The 23,519-nt window shown below is 59.3% G+C and carries 24 protein-coding genes, 1 tRNA gene and 1 pseudogene; 10 read left to right on the top strand and 16 right to left on the bottom strand.

Annotation, left to right across the window (positions count from 1 at the left end):
* Positions 1–8: 8 nt before the first annotated feature.
* Genes ACFFJ7_RS10005 through ACFFJ7_RS09985 form a run of 5 tightly spaced genes read right to left on the bottom strand, consistent with a single transcriptional unit; the run spans position 9 to position 4,656 of the window.
* Positions 9–215 carry a hypothetical protein gene (locus ACFFJ7_RS10005; protein WP_028034408.1) on the bottom strand — a complete coding sequence of 69 codons (207 nt, stop codon included), beginning with the start codon at positions 213–215 and terminating at the stop codon, positions 9–11.
* A gap of 2 nt (positions 216–217) precedes the next feature.
* Entirely contained in the window at positions 218–733 is a 516-nt protein-coding gene (gene cueR, locus ACFFJ7_RS10000; protein WP_012092680.1) for a Cu(I)-responsive transcriptional regulator, read from the bottom strand.
* A 20-nt stretch (positions 734–753) separates the two neighbouring features.
* Entirely contained in the window at positions 754–1,770 is a 1,017-nt protein-coding gene (locus tag ACFFJ7_RS09995; RefSeq protein WP_012092681.1) for a 2Fe-2S iron-sulfur cluster-binding protein, read from the bottom strand.
* Between the two features lie 11 nt (positions 1,771–1,781).
* Positions 1,782–2,045, bottom strand: a complete 264-nt coding sequence (locus tag ACFFJ7_RS09990) for a glutaredoxin family protein (RefSeq protein ID WP_012092682.1) — start codon at positions 2,043–2,045, stop codon at positions 1,782–1,784.
* Positions 2,046–2,097: 52 nt separating this feature from the next.
* Complete coding sequence (locus ACFFJ7_RS09985; RefSeq protein ID WP_028034409.1) at positions 2,098–4,656, bottom strand: heavy metal translocating P-type ATPase; 2,559 nt, start codon at positions 4,654–4,656, stop codon at positions 2,098–2,100.
* A 159-nt stretch (positions 4,657–4,815) separates the two neighbouring features.
* Here ACFFJ7_RS09985 and ACFFJ7_RS09980 point away from each other — a divergent pair, with 159 nt between their 5' ends.
* Positions 4,816–5,010 (top strand): heavy-metal-associated domain-containing protein, encoded by a 195-nt coding sequence (locus ACFFJ7_RS09980; protein ID WP_012092684.1) that lies wholly within the window; start codon positions 4,816–4,818, stop codon positions 5,008–5,010.
* Positions 5,011–5,024: 14 nt separating this feature from the next.
* Positions 5,025–5,429, top strand: a complete 405-nt coding sequence (gene copM / locus ACFFJ7_RS09975) for a CopM family metallochaperone (protein ID WP_012092685.1) — start codon at positions 5,025–5,027, stop codon at positions 5,427–5,429.
* Between the two features lie 104 nt (positions 5,430–5,533).
* On the opposite strand, the gene ACFFJ7_RS09970 is transcribed toward copM, so the two are convergent.
* Positions 5,534–5,710, bottom strand: coding sequence for a hypothetical protein (locus ACFFJ7_RS09970; protein ID WP_156122387.1), 177 nt, complete (start codon positions 5,708–5,710; stop codon positions 5,534–5,536).
* Between the two features lie 178 nt (positions 5,711–5,888).
* On the opposite strand from ACFFJ7_RS09970, the gene ACFFJ7_RS09965 reads away from it, so the two are divergent.
* Genes ACFFJ7_RS09965 through ACFFJ7_RS09955 form a run of 3 tightly spaced genes read left to right on the top strand, consistent with a single transcriptional unit; the run spans position 5,889 to position 7,476 of the window.
* On the top strand, positions 5,889–6,164 hold the full coding sequence (locus ACFFJ7_RS09965) for a metal-sensitive transcriptional regulator (RefSeq protein ID WP_028034411.1): 276 nt from the start codon (positions 5,889–5,891) through the stop codon (positions 6,162–6,164).
* An 18-nt stretch (positions 6,165–6,182) separates the two neighbouring features.
* Positions 6,183–6,950, top strand: a complete 768-nt coding sequence (locus ACFFJ7_RS09960) for a glutaredoxin family protein (RefSeq protein ID WP_012092687.1) — start codon at positions 6,183–6,185, stop codon at positions 6,948–6,950.
* Positions 6,951–6,972: 22 nt separating this feature from the next.
* Positions 6,973–7,476 carry a DUF305 domain-containing protein gene (locus tag ACFFJ7_RS09955; protein WP_012092688.1) on the top strand — a complete coding sequence of 168 codons (504 nt, stop codon included), beginning with the start codon at positions 6,973–6,975 and terminating at the stop codon, positions 7,474–7,476.
* A gap of 131 nt (positions 7,477–7,607) precedes the next feature.
* Here ACFFJ7_RS09955 and ACFFJ7_RS09950 read toward each other — a convergent pair whose 3' ends face one another.
* The 4 genes from ACFFJ7_RS09950 to ACFFJ7_RS09935 form a co-directional block, all read right to left on the bottom strand.
* On the bottom strand, positions 7,608–8,408 hold the full coding sequence (locus ACFFJ7_RS09950) for a TlpA disulfide reductase family protein (RefSeq protein ID WP_012092689.1): 801 nt from the start codon (positions 8,406–8,408) through the stop codon (positions 7,608–7,610).
* A gap of 1 nt (position 8,409) precedes the next feature.
* Positions 8,410–10,260, bottom strand: a complete 1,851-nt coding sequence (dsbD, locus tag ACFFJ7_RS09945) for a protein-disulfide reductase DsbD (protein ID WP_377592162.1) — start codon at positions 10,258–10,260, stop codon at positions 8,410–8,412.
* A complete protein-coding gene (locus ACFFJ7_RS09940; protein ID WP_037092232.1) occupies positions 10,260–10,868 on the bottom strand; it encodes a DsbA family protein in 609 nt (202 codons plus the stop codon). The genes dsbD and ACFFJ7_RS09940 overlap by 1 nt, the downstream gene beginning before the upstream one ends.
* A 186-nt stretch (positions 10,869–11,054) precedes the next feature.
* Entirely contained in the window at positions 11,055–11,450 is a 396-nt protein-coding gene (locus ACFFJ7_RS09935; protein ID WP_377592160.1) for a thioredoxin family protein, read from the bottom strand.
* A 479-nt stretch (positions 11,451–11,929) separates the two neighbouring features.
* Between ACFFJ7_RS09935 and ACFFJ7_RS09930 the strand changes: the two genes are divergently transcribed.
* Entirely contained in the window at positions 11,930–12,586 is a 657-nt protein-coding gene (locus ACFFJ7_RS09930) for a L,D-transpeptidase (RefSeq protein WP_109707754.1), read from the top strand.
* A 107-nt stretch (positions 12,587–12,693) separates the two neighbouring features.
* Here the strand turns inward: ACFFJ7_RS09930 and ACFFJ7_RS09925 are convergent, their stop codons facing one another.
* The 3 genes from ACFFJ7_RS09925 to ACFFJ7_RS09915 all read right to left on the bottom strand — a co-directional run bounded on the left by ACFFJ7_RS09925 (position 12,694) and on the right by ACFFJ7_RS09915 (position 15,332).
* Positions 12,694–14,034: an ATP-binding protein gene (locus ACFFJ7_RS09925; RefSeq protein WP_012092694.1), complete on the bottom strand. Its 1,341-nt coding sequence runs from the start codon at positions 14,032–14,034 to the stop codon at positions 12,694–12,696.
* A complete protein-coding gene (locus ACFFJ7_RS09920) occupies positions 14,034–14,696 on the bottom strand; it encodes a response regulator (protein ID WP_012092695.1) in 663 nt (220 codons plus the stop codon). Before ACFFJ7_RS09920 ends, ACFFJ7_RS09925 begins: the two co-directional genes overlap by 1 nt.
* Before the next feature lie 545 nt (positions 14,697–15,241).
* Positions 15,242–15,332 (bottom strand) — tRNA-OTHER (locus ACFFJ7_RS09915).
* A gap of 427 nt (positions 15,333–15,759) precedes the next feature.
* Between ACFFJ7_RS09915 and ACFFJ7_RS09910 the strand changes: the two are divergent.
* Positions 15,760–16,909: pseudogene (locus ACFFJ7_RS09910) on the top strand (RHE_PE00001 family protein).
* Between the two features lie 232 nt (positions 16,910–17,141).
* A complete protein-coding gene (locus ACFFJ7_RS09905) occupies positions 17,142–17,690 on the top strand; it encodes a hypothetical protein (RefSeq protein ID WP_377592156.1) in 549 nt (182 codons plus the stop codon).
* A 95-nt stretch (positions 17,691–17,785) separates the two neighbouring features.
* On the opposite strand, the gene ACFFJ7_RS09900 is transcribed toward ACFFJ7_RS09905, so the two are convergent.
* From ACFFJ7_RS09900 to ACFFJ7_RS09890, 3 genes are all read right to left on the bottom strand, one after another.
* Positions 17,786–19,141, bottom strand: a complete 1,356-nt coding sequence (locus ACFFJ7_RS09900; RefSeq protein ID WP_377592154.1) for a metallophosphoesterase family protein — start codon at positions 19,139–19,141, stop codon at positions 17,786–17,788.
* A gap of 290 nt (positions 19,142–19,431) precedes the next feature.
* Positions 19,432–20,415, bottom strand: coding sequence for a caspase family protein (locus ACFFJ7_RS09895; RefSeq protein WP_446686876.1), 984 nt, complete (start codon positions 20,413–20,415; stop codon positions 19,432–19,434).
* Positions 20,416–20,437: 22 nt separating this feature from the next.
* On the bottom strand, positions 20,438–20,809 hold the full coding sequence (locus ACFFJ7_RS09890) for a TIR domain-containing protein (RefSeq protein ID WP_377592150.1): 372 nt from the start codon (positions 20,807–20,809) through the stop codon (positions 20,438–20,440).
* A gap of 276 nt (positions 20,810–21,085) precedes the next feature.
* Between ACFFJ7_RS09890 and ACFFJ7_RS09885 the strand changes: the two genes are divergently transcribed.
* Positions 21,086–22,249 (top strand): caspase family protein, encoded by a 1,164-nt coding sequence (locus ACFFJ7_RS09885; RefSeq protein WP_377592149.1) that lies wholly within the window; start codon positions 21,086–21,088, stop codon positions 22,247–22,249.
* The gene (locus tag ACFFJ7_RS09880) at positions 22,246–23,517 is read left to right on the top strand and encodes a hypothetical protein (RefSeq protein ID WP_377592147.1); all 1,272 of its coding nucleotides are present in this window, start codon (positions 22,246–22,248) and stop codon (positions 23,515–23,517) included. The genes ACFFJ7_RS09885 and ACFFJ7_RS09880 overlap by 4 nt, the downstream gene beginning before the upstream one ends.
* The last annotated feature ends 2 nt before the right edge of the window (positions 23,518–23,519 follow it).

Below are 23,519 nucleotides of genomic sequence, written 5' to 3'. Positions count from 1 at the left end.
ATGATGTCCTAGTGATGCCGCTGACATTTTTTCGGAGGCACAGGAAGTTCTCCGATAGCCAGATAAGCTTGAGACAACGGCTTGTGCGAAGCTGCGACGCCGAGCCCTCGCGCATCAATCAGTTCAAGAGCCTGCAATAGCTTCTCGGCAACTTCCATGTCGCCGTCCGAACATGCCCGTTTGAACAGGTGCAGGATTTCGCCGGCAAGCGTCATGGCTATTGCTCCCTGGCACCGTGACCGCTTCTTTCCGCCTTCGCCGACACGACGGGCCTCGTGTGCTCGAACCTGTTCCCTGTCGCGCCGGAACGATCGCGGGTGTGTGTGGGGCTGGTCTCAGGGTCATCAGTCGTCGCCAACTCATCGATGATCGGGCAGTCCGGCCGGGCATTGCCCCGGCAGTTCTCGGCAAGGTGCTTGAGCGTCATGCTCATCTCCCTGAGTTCACGCGCCTTCCGTTCAAGTTCTTCGACATGCTCGAGCGCCACGCGCTTGACGTCCGCGCTCGCCCGGTCTCGGTCTCGCCAGAGCGCAAGCAGTTCCGTCATTTTCTCGACCGAGAAACCGAGATCGCGCGCACGCCTGATAAAACGCAACGTATGCACGTCCTTATCGGAGTAATCCCGGTATCCGCTATCCGTCCGCGACGCTTCCGCGATCAATCCGATCGATTCGTAGTAGCGGATCATCTTCGCCGAGACGCCTGATGCCGCCGCTGCTTTACCGATGTTCATCGCTGGTTCCTTTCTTCGACTTATGTAGGCGCTTCTTCGGGCGTAAAAAACACGTCCGCATGTATGTCCTCGCCGCGCAAGCCCAGTTCGCGAAGCATGATGCCGGAAGCATCGATCATGGCAGGCGGTCCGGCCATATATGCCTTCCAGCCATTGAGGTCCTGCACGTCACTCACGATCGCATCCGTTACCAGGCCGGTTCGGAAGTGATCGGATCGGCTCACCTCCGAAAGCACGGGCATGAAGGTGAGGTTGTCGTAGGTGCTCGCCAGAAGACTGAAATGATCGACGAGATAGAGATCACGTTCCGTCCGTGCCCCGAAATAGAGATGGATCGGCTGCCGCAGGCCGCTTGCCAGCGCCGTTTCGACAATCGACTTGATCGGCGCCAGTCCCGATCCGCCGGCGACCGCCAGAATTGGACCCGTATGCTGTTCGCGCAGAAACGAACTGCCGAGCGGCCCGCGAACCGAAACCTCGTCGCCGACCTTGAGTGACCTGGCGACGTGTTCGCTCGTCGCTCCACCGGGCACATGCCTGATGTGGAATTCGAGATGGTCTCGACCCGGCTGGTTCGCCATCGAATAGTCGCGCGCCGGAACGCCATCGAACGTCACCTGCGCATACTGGCCCGCCTTGAACGCGACGGCCTCTCCCGTTTCGACCTCCAGCCTGATTTGCCGGATGTCGTGGGTTGCGTCATCGATCGCGACAACCCGCGTGCGATAGGTGCGGACGGGAAGATCAAGCTGTTCTTCCTCCTCATCGAGCCATGCGACCGTGCAATCCGTGAGCGGCTGCGCGCGGCATGCAAGGATCAGTCCCTGAGACCGCTCATCGTCCGTCAGGGCAAAGCGCGTGTGCGGCAGAAGATCGACCTCGCCGCTGACCAGTCGGGACTTGCACGAGCCGCAGCGGCCCGAACGGCATCCATGAGGATATGCGATCCCTTCTTCTAGCGCTCTCTCCAGAATGGTTCGGCCATCCGGCACGTCGATGATGCGCCCCGCCTGCCGAATTTCGATTTGTCTTCCCATGACAATCTCCCTCAGGCGGCGCCCGATGACAGGGCTTCCGCCAGACGAGGTTTCTGGTCAGCAAAGGTGCCATAGAAGACCTGTTCGTTGACAATCGTGATCGGGGCAACGCGCACGCCGGTCCGCGCTTTCGCCTCTTCGGCGATCTGCGGATCTGACAGGTCACGCTCTTCGAATGGGACACCCTGGTCAGCAAGCCATCGCTTGACGGCATGGCAATCGGGGCAGGTTGGCGTGGTATACAGCACCACTGACGGAGTTCCCGTATTGGTCATCGCTTCATTCCTTTACATGTGGCGAGCCTGCCGAAGCAGGCTCGCCTGTTTCTCATTCCGCAGGCGCAAGTTCAGGCTGACGGGGCCGGACTGCGCCGCTTTCCGCCTGCGCGGGCGCGCGGAAGGTCTTGAGCCTCAGCGCGTTGCCGAGGACGAAGACGCTCGACAGGGCCATCGCGCCGGCGGCAAAGACCGGCGACAGCAGGATGCCGTAGGCCGGATAGAGCAGACCGGCGGCAACGGGGATCAGAGCCGTGTTGTAGGCAAAGGCCCAGAACAGGTTCTGCCGGATGTTGCCGATCGTCGCCTTGGACAGTGCGATCGCGTTCGGCACGCCTTGCAGGCTGCCCGACATCAGCACCACGTCGGCTGCCTCGATGGCAATGTCCGTACCCGTGCCGATGGCAAGGCCCACATCCGCTTCGGCCAGCGCCGGAGCGTCGTTGATGCCATCGCCGACGAAAGCGACCTTGCCATGCTGGGCTTTGAGGCGGCGTACAGCGTCGACCTTGCCGTCCGGCAGCACTTCCGCCACCACCTCGTCGATCCCCAGCCGAGCCGCGATGGCTTTTGCCGTGCGGGCATTGTCGCCGGTGATCATCGCGACCTTGAGGCCGAGATCGTGCAGCGCCTTGATCGCTGCGGGCGTCGTCTCCTTGATCGGATCGGCCACGGCGATAATCGCCGCGAGCTTGCCGTCGATGGCGGCATAGAGCGGTGACTTGCCCTCATTGCCGAGACGTTCGGCAATCTTGGCGAAGGCAGCTACGTCGTGGCCGAGGTCTGCCATGTAGCGGTCAGCGCCAATCTCGACTTGGCTGCCGCCGACCATGGCCTTGACGCCGAAACCCGTCACCGACTCGAAGTCCGACACGGCCGGCAGCGGGATGTCCTCCCCGGCGGCCGCATCCACGATCGCACGGGCGATCGGATGCTCCGACTTCGCTTCGACGGCCGCAACCAAACCGAGGACATTTGCCCGGTTGAATCCGATGGCCAGTTCCAGATCGGTGAGCGCAGGCTTGCCTTCGGTCAGTGTGCCCGTCTTGTCGACGGCGACGACCCTGGCGTCCTTGAGCAGCTGCAACGCTTCGCCCTTGCGGAAGAGCACGCCCAGTTCCGCACCGCGGCCCGTGCCCACCATGATCGAGGTCGGCGTCGCCAGACCCATGGCGCAGGGGCAGGCGATGATCAGGACGGCGACGGCATTGACCAGAGCGAAGGTCAGCGCGGGCGACGGGCCGAACCACATCCATGCGGCGAAGGTGAGGATCGCTACCGCAAACACCGCCGGCACAAAATACATCGTGACCTTGTCGACCAGCGCCTGGATCGGTAGCTTTGAGCCTTGCGCTTCCTCGACCATGCGGATGATCTGCGACAGCACCGTGTTGCCGCCGACCGCCGTCGCACGGATGGCAAAGGCGCCCTTCTGGTTCACCGTTCCGGCCACGACCTCGCTGCCATTCGTTTTGGACACCGGGATCGGTTCGCCCGTGATCATCGATTCGTCGACATAGCTCTGGCCTTCGATGACCTCGCCATCCACCGGGATGCGATCGCCGGGACGAACCTCGACGATGTCTCCCGACAGCACGGCGTCGATCGGCAGTTCGATCGTCTTGCCGTCCCTGCGCACGCGCGCCATCTTGGCCTGAAGGCCGACGAGACGCTTGATCGCCTCGGAGGTGCGTCCCTTGGCACGAGCCTCCAGCAAACGGCCGAGCAGGATCAGCGTCACGATGACGGCGGCAGCCTCGAAATAGACGTTCACCGTTCCGGCAGGCAGGAAACCGGGCGCGAAGGTCGCGACCAGCGAATAGCCATAGGCGGCGAGCGTGCCGACCGCGACCAGCGAGTTCATGTCGGGGGCGAGCCGCCACAGGGCGGGCAGCCCCTTGTCGTAAAAGCGGATACCCGGAACGAACAGGACGATGGTCGTCAACACGAACTGGATATACCAGTTCGTCTGCATGCCGATGGTTGAAGCGATCAGGTCATGCATGCCCGGAATGACGTGTGAGCCCATCTCCAGGATGAAGACAGGCACCGTCAGCACCGCCGCGATGGTGAAATCGCGGGTCAGTTCACGACGTTCCGCTTCCTTCTTTTCGGTACGATCATCCGTCTCGCCCTGGCTGGTTCCTGCCGCCGTGGCGATCACCCTGGCGTCGTATCCCGCGCCCTCGATGGCAGCCACCAAAGCCGCCGCATCGGCGCTGCCCTGGATCGTGGCCTTCTCGGTCGCGAGGTTGACGACGGCATTAGTGACGCCGGGTACGGCCTTGAGCGCCTTTTCGACGCGTCCCACGCAGGATGCGCAGGTCATGCCCTCGATCGCCACTTCAAGCGAGGCTGCCGTCGGCGCGGAGAAGCTTGCCGCAACCTCATAGCCTACATCCTCCACGGCCTTGACGAGAGTGGCAGGATCGACCGCAGCGTTCGTGGTGATGCTCGCCTTTTCGGTCGCCAGATTGACGACCGCATCGGCGACGCCAGGCACGGCCTTGAGGGCTCTTTCGACACGACCTACGCAGGATGCACAGGTCATCCCCTCAATGGGGAGTGATATCGTTCCAGACAGGTCTGTTGCTCGAACGGGGGCATTCATAGCCGCCTCCTTTTTTGTCCCGAAATTCCAGTTCGGACAGAAGATGGGGTTTCCAACCATGGGAAGGTCAAGAGGACAAACAGAGAAAAATCGCCATTGACCTTCCCATGGTTGGAAGCCCCACATTTGGCAACGTGAGACCAAACAAGGAGAATTCTCATGGAACTCAGAATCGAGAACATGACCTGCGGTGGCTGCGCAAAATCCGTCACCAAGGCGATCCAGTCAGTCGACCCCACCGCCAGGGTGGAGACGAATCCGGAGGCGCGGGCGGTCAAGGTTGAGACGACTGCTAGTGCGGGGGCTATTCAGCAGGTTCTCGAAGAAGCCGGCTATCCTGCAACTGTAAACTGACCAGGAGCTGTGTCATGAACAAGCTCACCCCGATCTTCATTGCCGGCGCGTTCGTCATTGCTGGCGGACTCGCCTACGCACAGTCTCAGATGGACGAGCAAGGCCAAGGAGCGACCATGAATCACGGCGAACATGCCGGACACGGCGCCACCGCGCCTTCGGATAACCCTGTCATTCGCGCCTACCAGCAAGTCAACGACAAGATGCATGCCGATATGGCGATCGAGTTTACGGGCGATGCGGATGAGGATTTCATGCGCGGCATGATCCCCCATCACCAGGGCGCCATCGACATGGCTCGTGTCGTTCTCGAACACGGATCAGACCCCGAGGTGCGAGCACTTGCTGAGGAGGTCATCTCCGCCCAGGAGGCGGAAATCGCGCAGATGCAGGAATGGCTGGCCAAGCGCAGCCAATGAGACGGTGAAGGGCGGATCAATTCCGCCCTTTTCCTTTGCCGGTCATCAGCACGAGGACGGTTGCCACCGCGAAGGCGACAAGCGCCCCATCGGTGCGCCTTCGGTCAAGGCAAACGGCTCGCGTGGACGCTGAACCACGTCTGGAACCCTGTTTCGAAAATGGTGATGCGTCCGCGGGCCTCGACCAGGGATAACAGCGTATCGGCCAGATCCCTGACCGCAAGCAACCCGACCCGAAGCTCTCCAACTGCGGCGATCAGATTCTCGGCTCTGATCTTCATGTCCATCTCCTTCGTTTGGCCCTCCAAGATGAGGGTTCCAACCATTGGAAGGTCAACCCCACTGATGATCGCGACAATGGTGCAAAGCAGACAGAAAGCGCCGGCGAGATTTTTTGATCGGAGGGAACCAAGATGGCTCTCGAACCTTAAATATACCCATACGGGGTATTTTACGGCCATGTGCCAGAAGGACAACAAAGCCCTCCGCGCGAGGCTCAAGCGAATCGAAGGACAGGTGCGAGGGGTCAGCCAGATGGTGGCCGATGACCGTTACTGCATCGATATCCTGCATCAGATCCACGCCATCAAGGCGGCGCTGGCCAAGGTCGAGACCGAAATCCTCAAGACCCACGCCGCTTGCTGTGTCGAGGAAGCGATAGCGGCAGGTGATGCGGACGCGCAACGCCGCAAATTCAGCGAGTTGGTCGAGGTGTTCGCAAAAGCAAAACTCTGAAATCGAAGGACTGACGACATGGCCACTTCCACCGCAAAACGCGCCGACCTGCACAGGATGGTGACCCACGAACATACCTGTCCCTACGGTCTCAAATCGCTCGACCTCCTGAAACGGCAGGGCTACGAGGTCAACGATCATGAGCTGACGTCGCGCGCCGAGATCGATGCTTTCAAGAAAACGCACGGCGTCGACACCACACCGCAGACCTTTATCGGCGGCAATCGCATCGGCGGCTACGACGATCTTCTCGCCTTCTTCGGCAAGGAGGTAAAGGACAAGGACGCCACCACCTATACGCCGGTGATCGCGTTGTTCGCGATGGCTGCGTTGATGGCGCTAGCGACGAGTTGGGCCGCGTTCGGTACCCTTGCGACCGTTGCGGCGGCAGAATGGTTCATTGCCATCGCCATGTGTCTGCTCGCCCTGCAGAAGCTCAAGGACGTGGAAAGCTTCGCTACCATGTTCCTCAACTACGATCTGTTCGCCCAGCGCTGGGTGCGCTACTCCTACGTCTATCCGTTCGCCGAAGCGCTGGCGGGCATCCTGATGATGGCCGGCGCGCTGATGTGGCTGTCGATCCCCGTTGCCCTCTTCATCGGCACTGTCGGAGCCGTATCGGTCTTCAAGGCGGTCTATATCGACAAGCGCGAACTCAAATGCGCCTGCGTTGGCGGTGACAGCAACGTTCCGCTCGGCTTCGTCTCGCTGACGGAGAACCTGATGATGGTCGGAATGGCGATCTGGATGCTACTCAAGCCCATGGGCATCGGTCTCGGACATTAAGCGAAAACCAAGGAGCCACGAGATGACCCAATCGTCCCATAATGGCAAGCACGAACACGCCGATCACGGCGAAGGACGTCCCTACCTGATGTTCTGGATCAACATGGCGCTCGGCCTGATCGTCATGTACGTCGTCATGTTCTCGATGATCGACGGATTTCAAGATTTCCGAAACAATCTCAACATGTTCTACATGGCCGTGACCATGTGGGCGCCGATGGGCATCTTCATGCTGGCAACGATGCCCGGCATGTTTCCGCGAAAAGGGCTCAATATCACCCTCTACGCCGTCTTCCTCGTCTTGACGATCGCCTCATTCGCAGCCACACGAAGCCAAACCCTGATCGGTGACGGGCAGTTCATCGATTCGATGATCCCGCACCACTCGGGCGCGATCCTCATGTGCCGGGAAGCAGACCTGCGCGATGCTGAATTGCTGACGCTTTGCGAAGAAATCATCGCAGCCCAGCGCAGCGAGATCGAGCAGATGGAGACAATTAAGGCTCGTCTCGATCAAAGGCCCTAAGACCTGTTGCCTTGCCCAATAGCGTCCGAGAATGGCAGGCTCAATGAGGATTGCATGACAAAACATCATGAGGATGGTCGCAGCTTCGTCACGGTCGTCAGCAAAAGCCAGCCGTGCCGGACCTGCGGCGGCTATTCGAGACCTTGAATGCCGCTCACGAGGGCTTCTCTTGAGATCTCGCCCATGTGTACCGATTGCAGCGTCCCGTCGCTCTTGAGGAACAACGTAGCCGGCAGGCCCGGTACCTCGTAATGACGACCGAACTCACCGAGTCCGTCGAGCACCACATGCTCAAGCTCAAGATTCTCGGCTGTGAGGTAGCGCTGAATGATCTCCTGGCCTTCACCTTGGTTGACGAAGACAAGTTCGGCAGCGTCCGTATTTGCGGCAACGTCCGCCATCATCGGCATTTCACGGCGGCAGGGCGGGCACCACGTCGCCCACAGGTTGATGACCACAGGTTGACCTTCGAGTTCACTTGGATTGAACCGTTCTCCGGCCAGCGTGCGGTAGATGTCTCCGGTCGGCAGCGGTGTCGCCGGCACGCCGGCGCTGAGCTGCAGTACGAAGAACGCGACATAGGCCGCAGCGGCGCTCGGCAGGGCCGTCCACAATGTGAGCCGCAATTCGCGCCGGAAGCGAAAGAACGTGTAGGCGAACGCCAGCGCAATGCCGGCTTCGATCATGAAGCCGCCCTGCCACATGTAGAATACGCGCAGCGGCTCGGCGAGGAAACTGCTCGCGTGCTGGATGACGTGCCCGACGCGCGCGCCGACCACGAAAGCGACGGTCGCGCCCCAGGCCCAGGACGAAAAGCGCTGATCGACCTTGCGGGCGAGGATCTCGCTCAGCAGGAGAAAGGCGGCGATGGCGAGGATCGCGGCGAAGCGGTCGGGTGCGAAGACGAAAGGCCCGATGGCGACTGCGTTCATCTCACTGCCTCGCCTGAGAGACCGATGTCAGCAACGTATCGGTTGTCACATCGCCGATGAGGCGGGAGCCGTTTGCCTCCGAGGCATTTCGGTTGAAGAAGATCATGGTCGGTGGGCCGACCACAGCAAGATCGCGCATCAGACCCTGACTGGCCTCATCCAGTCCGGTCAGATCCACCTTGACACGCTGGAAGTCGTTCAGTGCGGCAACGATTTCCGTGCTCGAAAAGACGTCGCGTTCGATCGTCTTGCAGATGACGCACCAGTCGGCCGTGAAATAGACCAATGTCGGACGTCCGTTGGCAGAGGCAATCGCTTGCTCGACCTGCGGCGTCGAGTTTGCCTCGATGAATGTCATCTCGGACTGGGCGATCTGCTGGCCCGAACCGGTCATGACGAAGTGGGCGAGCGGACGTAGCGGGTCGGTCCCGCCCGACGCCGCCCCGATCGCCAGGATGACGCCGCCGAGGGAAACCCCAAGTCCGGCGGCTTTGCGGAAACGTGGCCAGGCACCCGCATCGGCCAGGAGCCGATCAGCGACGCCGATGAAGACCGCAACAATCAAGAGGAGGCCCGCCCAAAGCGCCAGCGTCACTTGCGGCGGCAGGATTCGGGAGACCATCCAGATCGCCGCGCCGAGAAAGACGAAGCCGAACGCGTATTTGACCTGCACCATCCACGCCCCCGCACGCGGCAGAGCGCGGCTCCCCATCGTGCCAAAGGCGATCAGCGGAATGCCTTGGCCGAGCCCGAGGGCAAACAGCGCACTCGCGCCGATCCAGGCATCGCCCGTATGTGCGATATAGAGAAGTGCCGCGGCGAGCGGCGCGGTGACGCAGGGACCGACGATCAGCGCGGAAAGGAAGCCCATTCCGGCGGCTCCGCCCACCGAGCCGCGCGTGCCGGCCTGTACCCCTGCCATCCGGCTGACCCAGGTGGTCGGCAGTTGCAGTTCGAACAGGCCGAACATCGCCGTCGCCAGCACGACGAACAGCGCTGCGACGGCGCCAATGGCGTAGGGCGATTGCAGCACCATCTGGAGGTTTTGGCCGGAACACGCGGCAACCACGCCAAGCAGGCCAAACGCTGCGGCCATTGCCAGCACATAGGCCAAAGACAGGATGAAGCCGCGCCGGGCCGTCAATGCCTCGCCCTCGCGCGCCAGGGTCGCGCTCAGGATCGGATACATGGGCAGCACGCAGGGCGTGAAGGCGAGCAACAGCCCGAAGGCGAGGAAACTCACGATCACCCAGATCGCACCGCCGCTGGCGAGAAGCGAGCCGACCATGCCGCCGTCCTGCGTGTCCTCAGCCAGGCTGAAGCCGCCGTTTCCCGTCCCTCCGGCAGGGGCGGCCGGAGTTGGACCTATGCCAAAGCCGACAACGGGTTCGGAAACCTGAAGGTTTGCCGTGTTGACCGTCAGGGTCAGCGGCGGATAGCAGATCGAATCCTTCTTGCAGCCCTGATAGGTGACTGCGACCTGCCCGGGCGCTTCAGTGCCGAGACGTGCCACCGCTTCAAGATAATAGACCTCCGAAGGACCGAAGTTGGCATCCTCTGTCTCCACGACGCCCGGTCCAGTCGACAGCGGGATCGGCTCGCCGGTCGCGGCATCCTTCGCTTCCAGATGATCGCGATAGAGGTAATAGCCTTCCTCGATTTCCCACCGGAGTTGGATCTGCTGATCCGCATTCCGCTCAACCGAGAAACGGAAGGCTTCCTCGGCTTGCAGGAGATCCTCCTGTTGCGCCGCGGCGGGCAGCGACAGGAAGACGAAGAACAGGCCAGCAAGGAGGCGGAGTATGGGCATTGAGGACATGAAATTACTCGGATGATCGCGATCGGGATGCATCAAGACGCTTCGCGAGCGTCTGCGACAACCTGGCGGAAGCCGTCCTCGTCGAGGGCGGAGGCGACGAGAAACCGACCGATCAGAAACACGGGCGTGCCACGCAGACCGAGCCCCTCGGCCTGCGCGTTATTGCGCTGAAGCAAGGCGGTGATCTCGGCGTCGCGGCGGTTGGCTTCGGTCTCGAGACCCGCCGTGTCGAAGCCGGCACCTTCCAATGCCTGTCGCATCTGCTCTTCTGGCACCCGCGACCCTTCGATACCCATCAACGCCAGATAGGCTTCCTCGTAGCGGTTCTGATACCCGGCCGCCAACGCCAGCTTTGCGCCATAGACCGAAGACTGCGCGAGGATCGGCCAGTCCTTGTAGACGTGACGCACATTGCCGTCCGATTCCAGCACCGTATTCAGCGGCTCGACGGTGCGCTTGCAGAAAGGACAGTTATAGTCAAAGAACGAGACGATCGTCAGGTCGCCGTTCGGGTTGCCGCCGACCGGCGCCTCCGGGTCGTTCAGGATCATCTCGGCTGACATGTCGTCGGCACGCACGGGCATGGCAAAGCCGGCGGCAGCGAGCGCCGCCAGGCCCGAGAGCAAGGTCCGCCGACTCAATGCACCGCGGAACGGCGGCCTACCCATAGCGAAAGGATGAGGTCTACGTGTGCAGAGGCGCCGATCGTGCATGGTCTCAAAGCTCCAGATCATGGATATTGAAGCGAGCGCACTCTCCCGAGCTTAAGACAGTCTTAAGGACCGCATTGAGCCGAAGATGCGACGGCAGTTTATCCTGACTCCGGACTATCGGGTGAACGGCCGCAACCGCCGCATGAGATCGCGCCTGCTGAACGGTCCGACCGAACGGGTGCCGTTGTATTCCTGTCCGGTGGCTGCATCCACGACGAAGAATGTCGGCGGGCCGCTCGCTCGAAGGTGGGAGAGGAGCTGGCGGTTTCCCTCGTCCATCGCCGTGACGTCCACCTTGACGAGAGGGACAGCCTCAAGGTGTTGCAGCACAGCAGGGTGGGCGAGGATTTCCCGCTCAATGCGGTGGCACACCGCGCACCAATCCGCACGGATGTCGATGAGCGCGAAGCTATGTGTTCGTGCGATCTGCTCCAGTCTCTCCCGGTAGGAAGCGACGTCCGTGACCATTGCAGCCGGATTGGCGGCGGCCATCCCGCTGGGAGTCGCCAACAATCCTACCGGCACCACCAGGCCCCCGAGCAGAAGCTCGCGGCGGGTCCATTGGTCATTCTTGCGTCGAGCATCAGCATCGATGCCGCATCCAACACCTTCCGCGGACGCTACGGCGTTGTTTCTTAAAAGTCGCGTCCGCATCCTCGTCTCCTTCACAGGACCGGCGGCAAAGCGGGCGTTCCTTAAGGCCCGCTTAAGGGCGGAAAAGTGCTCCTCGCCTGCGACGCAAGCCCGCGTTTCCAACAAAGTGCCCCCACCCAATCGAAAACCTGTTCGGCCGGATCACTTGAGCCGCAGGCCGGCGCCTGAAGTCCCCGCCGCTTCGCTATCTTCGGCCGCGCTTACCTTAAGCTGCTCTTAAGATGGGCATCGTGCTGTGCGGCCTGATTGATCGCAAAGCAGAGAGCGTACGAAACGTGAGCAAGCTACCGACACCCGCAATCGCGCGACGCGCTTTCCTCATTGGCGCCAGCGCAATGACTCTCGCCGGATGCGTTTCCACGAGGCAAACACCGCAAGTCGCGCAGCCGGTCTCGATGCCTCCTCCGCCGCCGACGCCCCCGATGTACTACGCACTGCCGAACGAGCGCTTCCCGATCCCGGAAGTCGACGTTTCCAAGGTCGATCCGAAATGGTGGCGGACGGAAGTCGACTATCCAACCGATGAACGAGCCGGAATCGTCATCGTCGATACGCCAAACCGTTACCTCTACCACGTTCAGCCTCACGGCCGCGCAACCCGATACGGTGTGGGTGTCGGCAGGGACGGTTTTTCGTGGGCTGGTCGAGGGCGTCATATCGCATACAAGCGGGAATGGCCGCGCTGGACACCTCCCGATGAAATGGTTGCGCGCCAACCCGAGTTAGAGCCCTACTCAATCGCCAATGGCGGCATGGACCCGGGGCTGAAAAATCCACTTGGAGCACGCGCCCTCTACATTCATGAAGGAAACCGGGACACGATCTATCGCATCCACGGAAACCCGGAATTCTGGACCATCGGCCAGGCCGTTTCATCAGGATGCATCCGGATGATCAATCAGGATGTCATCCACCTCGCCGACAACGTTCGCGACGGGAGCCCGCTGGTTGTGATAGCAGATCCGGCTATGGGGCATCTTTTGGTGGGATAGCTTCGTCGCGCGGCGAGAAGATCACTCCCTGCGTTGGCGCATCCTGCTGGCACTCCATCTTCTTGAAGATGAGTTGGCTGCGCCCCGCACCATGTATGTGCAACGGGTCACGCGGCGTTCGCCATCACCGCTTGCAGCCCTCCGCAATCGCGATTCTGAAGTCGTAGGTGCCAACCACTCCGCCCGAGCGCCAGTTCGACGATCGCGAGACCGAGACCGCTGCCGACCGGTACTTTGTTGCGGCCGCGAAAGAAGCGTTCGGTGACGCGGGCCAACTCCTCCTCGGGGATACCGGGACCATCATCCTCGATGATCATCTGGCCCTCTTCGGCGGGGCCGGCCACACGACACCTGACGACGCCTCCGGGCGGCGAATGGTTCACAGCGTTCTCCATCAGATTCCGGGCAGCAAGAGCGAACAGATCCGGCTCGATGTCCAGCTCGATGCGGTCAAGATCAGGGGAAACCTCGACCGCAACGCCCCTGGTCGGATCTGCTAATTCGTCCGCGAGCGCTCTCAGTATACTCCCGGGCCATACCTTCCCACTACGCTCGCCCTGGTCGAGCGCCTCAACCGCCGACATATCCAGCAATTGCCGAACGAGCCGGCCGGTGCGGTCTACGCCAACCATGATCTGACGCAATGCCTGCTCGCGGATCGTGCCATCGCCGCTTGCAAGCGCGACCTGCGCCTGCGTCTTGAGGCCGGCCAACGGCGTGCGCAGTTCGTGGGCGGCAAAGGCGGTGAAGTTGCGCTCGCGTTCCCGAAGCCCGGCCACGCGTGCAAACAATCCGTTGAGCGACTGCAAGACCGGCGCAATCTCCTTCGCGGTCTGCACGTCCTCGATCGGGCTGAGGTCGGAGGCGGGTCGTGCTTCCAGGTCGCCTGCGATCTTCCTTAGCGGCTCAAGGCCGCGCCTGACGCTGAGCCAGATCAGGACAGCAAGAACCGGCAACATCAGCAGGACCGGCAGGAGAAGACCGCGGATGACGTCGTTCACCAACCCGTTACGGATACTCAGATTGTCGCCGACCAGAACGCGAACACCGCGCTCGGTATTGGTGATTGCATAAACCCGCCACCGCTCACCATTTATCACGGTTTCGGAGATCCCGTCGGTGTGCTCCGACATTGCTTGATCGGGCGCCGCATCCGATCGCCCGATCAATGTCCCCTGCAGCGACCAGATCTGGCACGAAAGCTGGCGGTCATAGGCGCTGTGGCCGCGCACCGGCAGATCGGACGTGATCGTTTGCGTCGGATCGATGGCGATCTCCTGGCTGACGATCAATGAGGAAACCATCCGGCCGGCTTCCATCAGCCGCGCGTCGAGAACCCGTTCCACCTCCGCGCGCGTGGAAAGGAAAATCCAGACGACCGCCGACAGCCAGACGAGACCGGTGGTCAGGGCGAGGATCAGGAACAGCCGTTTGGAGATCGACGGCATCACGGTTCGTCTCCGAGGCGATAGCCGATCCCACGGACGGTCTGGATCATGCCCGGTCCCAGCTTGCCGCGAAGATGATGGATGTGGACCTCGACAGCATTGCTCTCGACCTCCTCCTGCCAGCCGTAAAGCTTCTCCTCGATCTGGCTCCGCGACAGGATCCGGCCGGGATGGATCATGAGGGCATGCAAAATCGAGTATTCGCGCCGCGACAGGCGGATGGGTTCGCCTTGGTGTTCGACATTCTGGTTTGCAGGATCGAGCCGCAGGCCGCGCCATTCGATAAGCGCCTGCGGCCGGCCAGCGGCACGGCGGACGAGCGCGCGCAGCCGCGCCGCGACCTCGTCGAGGTCGAACGGCTTGCCGAGATAGTCGTCGGCCCCCGCATCCAGTCCGTGAATCCGGTCGGCGACCTGATCACGCGCAGTCAGGAGGAGGACGGGCGTGGCGTCCTGCCGTTCCCGCAGGGATTTCAGCACGTCGAGGCCGGAACCGTCGGGAAGCATCAGGTCAAGCACCAGCGCATCGAACTCATGGTTCGTGAGAGCTGCGCCGGCTTCTTCGCAGGTTTTGACCGCATCGGCGGTGAAGCCGCCAATCGAAAGGCCCACCGTCAATCCGTCTCTGAGGACGGCATCATCTTCGACTATCAGCACGCGCATGGTTATCACCCGAGGTTCCAGGTCGCATTTCTATACGAGGCTTAAGGCAGCCTTAAGGATCGAACTTGAGCGCGCTCGATATCGTTCGGGGATTGGGCGCCTGTGATGTACCTCATCTTACCTGAGCCAAGAGTCGGACGTCTTCGAGACTTGGAATCGCGCCGGCAAAAACGCCGTTCTCGCCCTGATCCTTATGGGCATCTCCAGCCCAGCGCCGAAACAAAACGCTGGCATGGCGGCAGTGTACCCGTCATTCCGGCCCTCCTGTCCATCGGGCTGTTGCTGGTCGCGGTGAAGGAACTCGCCCGGCCTGAAACGATACGCGGGTCCACTTGTCTGCCCGAGCCAGTTGGGCAATGCGCATTGGAGACGGACTCGAATCAGTTCGGCTCGCCGAGGCATCGTCCGGCTGGTGTTCAGGCGATCATCCCGTCCTGCCTGCTCAGGCGTCATTCGTGTTGACCAGGTGTTGGCCAAGCCCAAAAAGGGAAGGGCCACCCGAAGATGGCCCTTACTCAATCCTTTGATTTCCTTTAGAAATCTGAAGAGAGCGAAGGGATTCGAACCCTTGACTCCAACCTTGGCAAGGTTGCTATGCGGCGGCCCGAAACAGCAAGTTATGATGGGTGCGCCCTCCCGCAACCATCTTTACCGGCGTCGATCGCAAGTTATGATCGACGCCGGTCCCCGCAACCATCTTTACTTGCTCGGGGCGCAAGTGAAGATTAGATCCTGCCCCCGCAACCAAAGCCTACGCTACACTATCCCACAATAGCCGAAAACCACGATCCAATACGCCACTGCACTGCGATCAAACGCTAAGTCCCCGCCACAAAACACAAATTCCAGATTCAGCAGGTGCAAAGCGGGACGCACGTTAGCGCGCATCTTGCGGTGCGCCCGAGGGATGTATGATGTGGCTGCAGTACAATGCCGCATCCCTCACAGGCCGAAAGCACCAGCGCGGAATCCATATCTTTCCGATGACGCCACGCACGCCTTCGCGAAGAGGAATGTCATACAACGAGCATTGTCGCGTATAATAGCAACGAAATAGAGCTGTATGGCTTACGATCTTGCGAAAATCAACATGAGCGCTCTGATGCGACCGGCTTTCGACGCCGGCGTCACGCTCACACGTCTCGATGAGCGCATCACCCGCTCGCCGGTCGGCGTCGGCTTCCTCGAACGCACCCAGTTCACCGATGCCTGCGCCTCGCTGTGGATCGACGGTGAACTCGTCCATCTCGAGGACCTCGTCCTCCACGACGCCACCAAAGACATCCGCACCCCAACCCACGAACTCACCATCGCCCGCGACGTGTTGCGAACCCGCCGGCGCATTTCCGGGCAGTCGCCGGATTGGGCACTGTCGGCCGACGGTGTCCGGGCGCTCCGACAGACATCGGAAATCACGCCGGCCAGCGCGGGTGAGGCGGAGACAGCCGGCGTCATTCGGCGCGCGGCCCCGATCGATGCGGAAGGAGAGGGGGGAGGAAGTGGATGACGTTGAAAATCTGCCCGGCGTCGACCTCGCGGCCATCGATGCGACGCTGGCGCGGTCGTCGGCCGCGATCGAGCACGCCACACGACCCGGCCGCGCCGGCGGCCGTGCGGCGGCCAGCCGTCCCGAAAAGGATCCGATGATCTACGATCTCGATTGGGACGAAGATGCGCGGCTCGACGAATGGCGCGGCGTGCTACGCCTAGCCGAGTATCTGCCAGCAGTGCTGCAGGCCATCGTCGCGCTTGATGCCTGGAACGAGCTGGCCGTGCTACAGCACGCACCTTGGCTTGGCCGGCTGCTTTGCGCGTCCATCTTGCGGCAGGCCGGCGTCACCAGCGGTGCCCATCTGGCCGCCATCAATCTCGGCCTCAAAACCATTCCCGTCGATCGGCGCCGGCATCGCGATCGCGAAACGCGGCTGCTCGCCATCGCCCACGGTCTTTTAGCGGTCGCCGAGATCGGCATAAAAGAACATAACCGGCTGGTGCTGGCGCGCACGTTGATGGAGAGGAAGCTGGAAGGACGGCGAACGTCGTCAAAATTGCCGGAGTTGGTCGAGTTGGTGATGGCAAAGCCGTTGGTGTCGGCCGGGATGGTCGCGAAGACGCTCGACGTCACGCCGCAGGCGGCGCGGCGGATCGTTTTGGAGCTCGGCCTTCGGGAGATGACGGGGAGGGGGAGGTTTCGGGCATGGGGTGTGGTGTAGTATTCCACCGGAGTGTGTCGGTTGAGTAGATAAACGTTGGTGCTTCTATGTGCGGCAGTGGTGAACTTGTAGCGTGACGCCTCACTCCGATTTGGAACCAACCGATTGGCCTTCTTGACGATGAGAAGAGTTGATATTTGACTGAGATTCAGTAACTTCCACTCGTTAGCAAAGTCGACAACGAGCAAAAAATGCATGGGGCATCTGCGGTCGCGTGGAGGAGAGATCGAGCGTGAAAATTCCAGTTTTCGTAAGTCGTCCCAGTCCCCACCTTCAAGCTCAGCAGCAATTTCTTTCGGAATTCACCAACGCACTTACCGCCCGAGGATTTGATCCAATCACGATGGGGCGCGAGAGCAGCTACGACTTTGATGCGCCGCTAGTGGGTATCAGGCGGCTGCTGACACATTGCTGCGGCCTTGTGTCAGTTGCGTTTCGCCGTACATGGGCGACTGACGTCGTGAAATTTCCTTTGGCTGACATATCCGGTCTGGTAGAGAAGCGGCAGGGGGATGTCTGGTTTACAAGTCCATATTGCCAGATCGAGCCTGCGATGGCGTTTCAGTTGGGACTGCCGGTTCTCATTCTCAAGGAAGAAGGTGTTGTAGCTGAGGGAGTGCTAGAGAAAGGTGTAACAGGCCTGTATCTTCCGGAGTTTCAACTCACGGATGGCAGATCCTTCATTGATAGCAGCGAGTGTCGTAGCTTATTTGATCAGTGGGGTAGTTCGGTCCGATCTGTCTACAAGCGTCGAGGCGATCCGCCCAAGTTATTCGATTGAATGGTCCGAAAGCTTCGCAAAGGCTCGAAGCGAGATTTGCGAACGAAGCGTCCCGACATTTTTTACTGTAAAAAAACTTACAGTATGGGTCAGTACTAGGCAAGTACATCTGTGAAAATTTTCTTTCGACCTTGCAATCCTATTTCGAAATACTCGGCTCGACAGGTCGCCCCTTCAAGCGAGAGAAGGGTGTATCCGTGATTCCACACCCCGATTCCCGATCCCATTTTTGTGCCCTCGATCAAAGCCGGTGCGTGGTCAAGGCCATCTACGATCTTGTAGACATCGTCATTCTTCGAAACAGGGATCGCGCCATGCCCAATACACCGGCCACGCTGAATTCCCATGAACGGCTGATAAATGCTCAAGGTATGCTCATGGCCCCAGAACCAGGCCGAAATCTTTCCATGCGCCGCCATTGTCTGAAAGGCCTTTATGAGATGTGGATTAGCAGCGGTCCTCTTTCCTTGCGATGATGTAGGTCCAATGTGGGCAAAGGCGGAAAATGGCTGATGGTGAGATAGTAGTATTGTTTTCCCGTTGAACTCTCGAATTCGATTGCAGTGCCACGCAAGTTCGTCTTCCTCGATCCACGTCAAGGCGTCCGAGACCGCATAAGGACTGTTATCGTGGAGACCCGTATCTATTCCGAGGATCTGCCACGCCTCGTCCTCGGACCTTAGGCAAAAAAAACTTCCTCGCTGGGCGATTGGCTCAGGATTTAGTTGTCTTATCAGCTCGTAGAAGCCCAACCCGCCACAGTACATGTCATGATTGCCGGGGATCACGTAGACAGGTTTCTGCTGGCCCTTACGGTAGAGTCTTTCAATGGGTTCGAGAAAGTTGGCGTGGCATTCCTCGGACGTACCGGAGTAATAGATATCGCCAAGATGCAGCAAGATCGTCGGATCGTGTTTGGCGATATCGATCAGGACTTCTTGCGCGGGTCCAGCACCGGTGCCCCAGTCGGCCACTAATCCAAGTGTAGCGTTGGATGGGATTGTGATCACTTGGGGACCGACATCCGCCGCTCGGATGTATGGAATGGCTGCTTTGTCGCCGGATACACCGAAATAGCGGTGATATTCCTTGAGCGTTGATAGCCAAGCGGCGTCGCAGGTGCTCCCTATGTACTCGGCTTCGACCAAGGCGAGAGCCGACCCATCGCCCACAGCCGCCGCTTTCACGTACCTCCATGCCAATTCAGCGCAAAGAGATGCTGTCTGCGTCTTTGATAGTCTCCGAACACCCGGCGACGGGGGAGATTCGAGTAGCCCAATCTCCCTGCGCGCAATCTGGGCTGCAATCTGTGGTAGATGAGACCCGGCCGAAAGCTGCGGCCGTCTGCTTCTGAACGTGGTCGACCCATCAATCCGGCTCGCGACCTCGGTCACGGTGGACTGAAAAACAGAAAGAAGCGGATCCCTGAAGGTTTCGGTGTCAGCGCTCACGCCTTGTCTCCATTCTCCGAGAACCAGCGTTCAACGATCGGAAGGTACTTCATGACCTGTTTCCGATCACTGCGCTTCTCTTCCTCCGTCAGGATTTCGTAGGGAGAGTTCATCTGCTGCTCCCAACGTTCGACATCTTCCGCAGCGATCAAAAGGGAGCCATCAGGTTGCCTCTCCGCTTTTGAGTGTAGGTACTTTTGCCAATGAGACCACCTGTCGTGCTCAATCGATGCCAATGCTTCCAAGAGTTCCGCGCGTGTTGAGATCGGCAAAATTGTGCTCCGCTCGCTTTAAATGAGGCCCTTGGAAACCAGACGATGATAGTGATGCCCGAGAATCGTTAGCTCACAAGCTTTACTATACCACGCGGCATGCCACATGTGCTCAGCGTCCACCGGACGCACCAGATTCACCCGAGCGTAGGCCTGCAAGATTTTGAAGATCTTTGTATTCTTGGGATCCGGCGGAGGAATGGACTGGTTATTCTTCTGTTCGTCGGATCGCTCAGGTTCAAAGGTTGGATCGAGCGGAAATTGCTTCTTGGCGTCGGGAAAGATCGATGAAATCAGGCGAAGGTCATCGGTCGAGAGAGGTGGTCTGGCCTTCCGTAACGAAACGAACGATTTCACATTTGTTTTAAAGACTGGCCTCTGTCCGCCCCATGCCCCTAGGGATTGATCAATATGCGCATAGACGCTGCCAGGGGTGATGTCTCCGACGAGATTGGCTGCGGAGCCCTCCAATGCGTCGACCAGCAGATTCGTGAAAACACCGGGCGCACCATTTCCACCCTCATACGAATACTGCTGTTCCGACGAGGCCGTCAGAAGTGTCATTCCCTCATCAATTTCGGCAGTGCCTGTATCCGTCTGATAATTTCCAAGGATTCCGCCGTGGCAACTGTCCAAGATGATGATCTTGTTCTTTGCCTTTGATTTCCGGGCAAAATTCACGACGTCCACGAGAGGGACGCCATCACTTCCGTCTTGGCATTCGCTGGAACAGAGATAGCCACCAGCACCGTCAATGAACCCGTGGCCAGCGAAATAGAGGAGGGCAATATCGGGATCGTCATCGAACAATGCTTCGATTGACGACCGAAGCTCTCGACGGGACACCTGGGCATATTGGTCTTCACCCAAAAGCAGCTTCGGCATTTGGAAGTTGATTTCTTTGTTATCGTGCCGTTCTAAGACCGTAGCCACTGATCGCGCATCGTTTACACAACCTCGCAAAGGGGTAAAGGCATCGTAATGGTCGATGCCGACGATCAATGCTTTCCTTCGTTCCATGATCTCACAGACTATCGATGAAGGCGCTGATATTGTCGTCGCTCCATGCGACTGTATTTATCCCAGCAATGGTCGAGCGATCAGTCGAATATGCCCAGATACCCCGAATTGGCTTCTGCTCTTCCTTGGCGCACTGGATCTCCCATTTCTGACCGCTCGACTGGGCCGAATTTTTGCTCACGAGAACAATCACGCCGTGGGACCTTTTGATCCGAGCGCGCACGCGATCCTTCCAATCCTTGTCGTATGGTTCTTTGACTGACATATCTATGAATTCAAAAGGTGCTCGGGGGTGCAGACTCTGCCCCTTGAGAAAGTCGCGCTGACGCTCATCTTCGATTGCAAACGCAATAAACAGCACCTTCTTTTCAGCCATAAGACCCTCTCCCTCAATCAAGTTTCTATGCTTAGTTGTACCTACTGCCGAGGTTTTTTCCAGCGAAAATGCTGGTGGCTCCATTCATGTCCAGCTAGATCTCGAGATACTCATCGTCGTGACAAGACGGCCGAGCTTTTCGCGTCAGATTCCCGTCCGCGTCTCAACAAAATGACGACCAAGAACGAAATTTGCGTCCTTCTGGTTGCACGGCCCTAAATGGAGTGATTTGCTAGGCAATCACCTCAGAATCGACGTTTGAAGAACGCGGATACGATGACCGAAACAAGCTTGATCTTCAATGATGGCTTTCGAGACAGGGCACGCACCCATGTCTTCATTATAGGGGTCGGGCGTTATGAGTTCGGAGCAGGGCCGAATGAGAGCGATATTGCGGGCGGCCTCGCTCAGCTGACCTCGCCAACAATCTCGGCACGCGCAGTTGCCGATTGGTTTCAGAGCGAATTCCGCAACTCAGCATGCCCTCTGGGTACTATAACGATTCTCCTTTCAGAGGCGGTGAAAGCCCCGGTGCCCGGGCAGGGCGGTAGCCTCGTCGACGTGCCGGAGGCGACGCTCGCGAACGTTAAAGCTGCGATGCTCTCGTGGCGGTCGATCATCGAGTGCCACCCAGAGAATATGATAGTATTCTATTTCTGCGGACACGGCATTTCCCTAGGACAGAAAGCGGCGCTCCTTCTTAATGATTTCGGTGACCCCGCCGCTTCATACGACGCGGCCATCGAGCTTGATGAATTGACGGGCACGCTGAAGAATGCCGTTGCCGCAAAGCAACTGTTTCTCATCGACTGCTGCCGGTCGAAGGCCGACGACATTTACTCAAATGAGACACGCGTCGGCTCACGGGTTCTATCGATAGTGCCGAACGGCAACCACAGCGGGATTCGCCGTCGCCAATGCATGATCTTTCCGACAATTGACGGCGAACAAGCATTCGGTGTTCCGGGCCAGGTTAGCGTTTTCACGACCTGCTTCCTGGACGCGGTCCGGTTTGCCGCGTTCGATGACAAAACTGGGCCTTGGGTCAGTACCAGCCTGCTTATCCTGAATGCAATTGACGAATTGGTGACCTATCGCCTCCCTGCTGAAAAGCGCAATAAGGCGGTACCTACCTCCTTGGACGCGATGGGGTTTGACTTCAATGAGATCGAAGCTCCCACCAAGACCCGCTCGATTGTAACAATCGACGACCGCGCAAACTGGTCGGGGGCCCGATTGACGGCGACTGACGTTGCCGGAACAAAGCCAGGTCAAACCTTCAATGTGCCCAACAATCATACCTATCGTTGCTGTACGATGGAGTTGGAGTTTGGCGAGTGGGAGTTTTCGGGCAAGCTAGCGGCTGAACCTCCCCGCCTCTCAGTGATGAGGCGTTATCTGACGAGGCCGATGGTATTCGTCAGGCTAGGAGTTCAATGATGGCAGAGCTGATACTTACCGTCGAGAACACTCAGTTGGACGGCGTCGCCCCGTCGGGAGCAATCGTTACAATCACGGCGCTCGACTCAGCAACTGGCCAGGCCAACCTACGCTTTGCCAAGACAGCCGTTGTGGATATCACCTTGAGAGGCCGTCCTTCACCCCATCGCTTCGATATCCCGGCCGACGGATGGTATGGGATCTCAATACGATACCCCGGAGGTGTGGAGCAGCGCGATCAACAGGTTGTTGGCTCGACGAAGCTTGAGATCGTCCTAGGAGAGACAGGCAGTTCGGCCGACCCGGATTTTGTGCCCGAATCTACGTTCAGAAGTAGCCGCTACACAGGGGATTTTCGATCAAATGGTCGCGGTCGAGGGCCGACGCGTCCTAATAAAAGATCATCATCCTACTTCATCCCTATCGTCAAGCCTACGTTTAGGGCTATCGGCGACCCGGGCGGTCTGCTCCCGGTCCAAGGCGCAAGAAACGACGTCGTTCGCAGCGTATCTGAAGGTACCTCCCAAATTGTGCTACCGGATCATTCAGATCTGTCGGCCGTTTACCAATCTCTCCGCGAAGGAAATGACGAGACCAACAGATATCGGCGATGGCTGCTGTCGCTCGATGATGCGTCAGCTGAGCTGATTTCGGTACCGTGGGCATGGGAAGGGTTGAGCCGCGATGATCGTTCAGCGTCTATCCTGTTGCGTCAAGAGGCGGTGCGAGAAAAGGGGACAGCGCGTACGAGGCTTGAGGTTCGCGACCCTAAATGGGCGGGACTACTTCGGTACGTTTCCTTGGGACGGATCGACGATGCTGCAATAGTCGCAGCCCAAATCCTGAATGAGTATGCGGTTTCCCAACTTTACGATGAATGGGAGGAAATCCCGGCGTTGGCTTTACAAGGAAAGGTAAAAGGACCACTTGTGGCAACTCTGGGGGCAATCATCCTTGTTTCTACAACGGAGCACACGTCCCCGCGACGTTGGGACGACTGGCTAGTGAACCTCGCGAACTGGTTCCCGGGCATACCTGACGGGGCAGCGGTGCTTGGTTACCGTTCGCTGCAGCGCGGTGAGTTTGTAGAGGCTGCGCGCTGGCTGAAAATTTCAGTGGGGAGGGGACTTCCGTTCTTTTCTGCAACCTTTAGGCTTATATCGAATGCGTTCTATCAACTAGAAGACGAGGAATCGATTCGAATGATCTCGAAGGCAGTTTCCTCCGTAGATCCCACTCAACCGTTCACCGTCCTTCGAATTCGTTAGGA

This window comes from Pseudochelatococcus lubricantis, assembly GCF_042432495.1.
In the GTDB taxonomy this organism is placed as follows: domain Bacteria; phylum Pseudomonadota; class Alphaproteobacteria; order Rhizobiales; family Beijerinckiaceae; genus Pseudochelatococcus; species Pseudochelatococcus lubricantis.
Note: the sequence above shows the minus strand (reverse complement) of the source record. Positions and strands in the feature narration are given on the sequence as shown.